This window comes from Ilyobacter sp. (assembly GCF_041583315.1).
Lineage (GTDB): Bacteria > Fusobacteriota > Fusobacteriia > Fusobacteriales > Fusobacteriaceae > Ilyobacter.
In genome coordinates this window covers 1-3,019 of the sequence record NZ_JBFHGC010000364.1, presented here as the reverse complement: position 1 = coordinate 3,019, position 3,019 = coordinate 1, and the positions used below count along the sequence as shown (strand labels likewise).

Genomic DNA, 3,019 nt, shown 5'->3' with positions numbered 1-3,019 from the left:
TACAAAAAATGTAATAGGGGCACTGAGTACTGCCGGTCCTGACCAGAGGTTTACTGAGGAGAAATTTCCTGAAATAATCCGAAAGGTTAAAGAAACTGCAATGAACATTTCCAGAGAACTTGGATATAAAGGATAATGAAGGGATGATCCCTTCATTTTTTTTTATTCTCAGAAAAAATTTTATGTCTTCAGCTCTTGAAAAACAATTCATTTGATCTGAATTGCTGAATTAAATTCAAAAAATTATGAATGAACTTTGTAGACAACTTAATTTTTTTATGGTATCATTCAGAAAATAAATACTGGACCACCGGTTCGATAATTAAAATGAATGATTTTTTATATAGGGGGGAATAGAATGTTTAAGATTGACCTCAACAGCGATTTAGGTGAAAGCTTTGGAAATTATCAGATAGGGATGGATGAAGAGATATTAAAATATATCTCCTCGGCAAATATAGCCTGCGGATGGCACGGGGGAGACCCTATGGTAATGGACAAAACCGTAGCCATGGGAAAAAAATATAACATCGGTATAGGGGCTCACCCTGGATTTTTTGACCTAATGGGATTTGGCAGAAGAAATATATCAGCATCACCTGAAGAGGTAAAAAATTATGTGAAATATCAGTTAGGAGCACTTATGGCCTTTGCTGTTTCCCACGGTGAGAAAATACAGCATGTAAAAGTTCATGGTGCAATGTACAACATGGCTGCTAAGGATAAAGAATTTTCTGATGCTATAGCCCAGGCCATTTATGACATTGATAAAGATATTATCCTTCTAGGCCTTGCCAACAGTGAGATGATAGAATCAGGTAAAAAAATTGGATTAAAAACAGCCAACGAAGTTTTTGCTGACAGGGCGTACAATCCAGACGGAACTCTTGTCTCTAGAAATAAAGAAGGGGCAGTTATACATGATGCTGATTTTGCTATTGCAAGAGTTATAAAAATGGTAAAAACAGGTAGAGTAACTGCAATAAACGGAGAAGAAATATCCATAAAAGCTGACTCTGTATGCGTCCATGGAGATAATCCAAAAGCCTTGGATTTTGTAAGAAAAATCCGTGAAGAACTTGAAAAAGAGGGCATCACAATAACCGCCATCTCAGATTTTATAAAATAATTTTTTTAAACTTTGAGAAAGTAATGGAGAGTGATTATTATTTATAAAAAAACTAAATACCTAACCGCAGGGGACCGGGCCCTTGTTATAGAATTTGGAAATGAAATATCAGAAGAAACAAACTCAAAAGTTAGATCTATGATGATCGCTGTGGAAAGAGAAAATATAGAGGGCATCAAAGAAATTACACCTACCTACCGTTCTCTGATGGTTCACTATGACCCTTTGAAACTTTCATATTCCTATCTTTTAGAGCAGATGAAATCCCTGGAAATCAAGCTGGGGAATATCAGTATTCCCCTTCCTGAGATTGTGGAAATACCTACTTTTTACGGAGGAGATCAGGGTCCTGATATAGAAAACGTGGCTTTGCACAACTCTCTGTCAGTAAAAGATGTAATTGCTATACACTCTTCTAAGGAGTACCTCATCTACATGCTAGGATTTACACCTGGCTTTCCCTACCTCGGAGGAATGGATGAGAGAATAGCTACTCCCAGACTGGGTACACCCAGAACCAAAATAAACAAGGGGTCAGTGGGAATTGCCGGAAGTCAGACCGGTATCTACCCTACAGACAGTCCCGGAGGATGGCAGATCATAGGAAAAACTCCGGTTAATCTCTATGATGCCAACAGGGAATCCCCTATACTTCTGGATCAGGGGTGCTATATAAAGTTTGTCCCTGTCACTCTGGCTCAGTATAACGAAATAGAAGATGCAGTCAGAAAAAATATCTATCAGATAAAAAAATATCCAAAAAAGGAGGGGTGCAGATGAAAGATTTTGAAATTCTAACACCTGGGCCTTTTACCATTATTCAGGATTCCGGAAGATACGGATACCAGAAATTCGGTGTTCCTGTATCAGGTGTCATGGACAGCTTTTCCCACAAAGCTTCCAACTTGCTTCTTGGAAACAGTGAAGATGAAGCAGTACTGGAGTTTACCATGCTGGGGCCAAAAATAAAATTCCAGTCCCAGTGTGCAGTAGCTATAACAGGCGGAGACTCTTCTCCCAAAGTAAACGGAGAACCTGTACCTCTATGGGAGTCTGTAGAATTAAACCCCGGGGATGAACTCTCCTTTGGCATAATGAACATAGGATGCCGGGGATATATCTCTTTCTCAGGGGGGATAGATGTCCCTGAGGTCATGGGAAGCAGATCTACCTATATAAAAGGAAAAATAGGAGGTATAGAGGGCAGACAGCTGAAAGCAGGAGACACCATAAAGTATAAAGAATCAAAATCTGTCTACAGCAGAAAAGAAATCCCTGAAAAATATATACCTCTATACGGGAATCATTATGAACTGAGAGTTGTATTAGGTCCACAAGATGACTGTTTTACATCAAAAGGTGTAAGTACTTTCCTGTCAGAAAAATACACTGTCACCAACGAATGTGACAGGATGGGAATAAGATTAGAAGGCCAAAGTATAGAGCACATTGCAGGAGGGGATATTATCTCTGACGGAATTGTCCCTGGATCCATCCAGGTCCCAGGCCACGGAAAACCAATTATTATGATGGCTGACTGTCAGACAACAGGTGGATATACAAAAATAGCTACTGTCATAAGCTCAGATCTTCAGTTTCTGGCCCAGGCAAGACCCGGAGACACCTTGAGTTTTAGAGAAATTACGGTAGATGAGGGACAGAAAATATTAAAAGAAAACATGGAAATCATGGAAACTATAAAAAAAGAAATTATCATGTCAAAGGACAGTAATTCAAAATCTTTTAAAGTTACAATAAATTCAAAAATTTTTAATATAGAGGTTTTTGAAGTATAAAATAGCTTTTATAAACACAGTTTATATATTGAAAAAGCAGCCGGCTTATGTCGGCTGCCTTTTTATTACCATATGCATAGTAAATTCTAGATTA

The 3,019-nt window shown here is 38.3% G+C and carries 4 protein-coding genes; all 4 read left to right on the top strand.

Annotated elements, in window-relative coordinates; genetic code table 11:
- Positions 1–13 precede the first annotated feature (13 nt).
- The 4 genes from ABZA26_RS11445 to ABZA26_RS11430 all read left to right on the top strand — a co-directional run bounded on the left by ABZA26_RS11445 (position 14) and on the right by ABZA26_RS11430 (position 2,925).
- Positions 14–136, top strand: a complete 123-nt coding sequence (locus tag ABZA26_RS11445; RefSeq protein ID WP_372714655.1) for a hypothetical protein — start codon at positions 14–16, stop codon at positions 134–136.
- A gap of 222 nt (positions 137–358) precedes the next feature.
- A complete protein-coding gene (locus ABZA26_RS11440) occupies positions 359–1,129 on the top strand; it encodes a LamB/YcsF family protein (RefSeq protein ID WP_372714653.1) in 771 nt (256 codons plus the stop codon).
- Between the two features lie 39 nt (positions 1,130–1,168).
- A complete protein-coding gene (pxpB, locus tag ABZA26_RS11435) occupies positions 1,169–1,909 on the top strand; it encodes a 5-oxoprolinase subunit PxpB (protein WP_372714654.1) in 741 nt (246 codons plus the stop codon).
- Positions 1,906–2,925 (top strand): biotin-dependent carboxyltransferase family protein, encoded by a 1,020-nt coding sequence (locus ABZA26_RS11430; protein ID WP_372714652.1) that lies wholly within the window; start codon positions 1,906–1,908, stop codon positions 2,923–2,925. Before pxpB ends, ABZA26_RS11430 begins: the two co-directional genes overlap by 4 nt.
- Positions 2,926–3,019 lie beyond the last annotated feature (94 nt).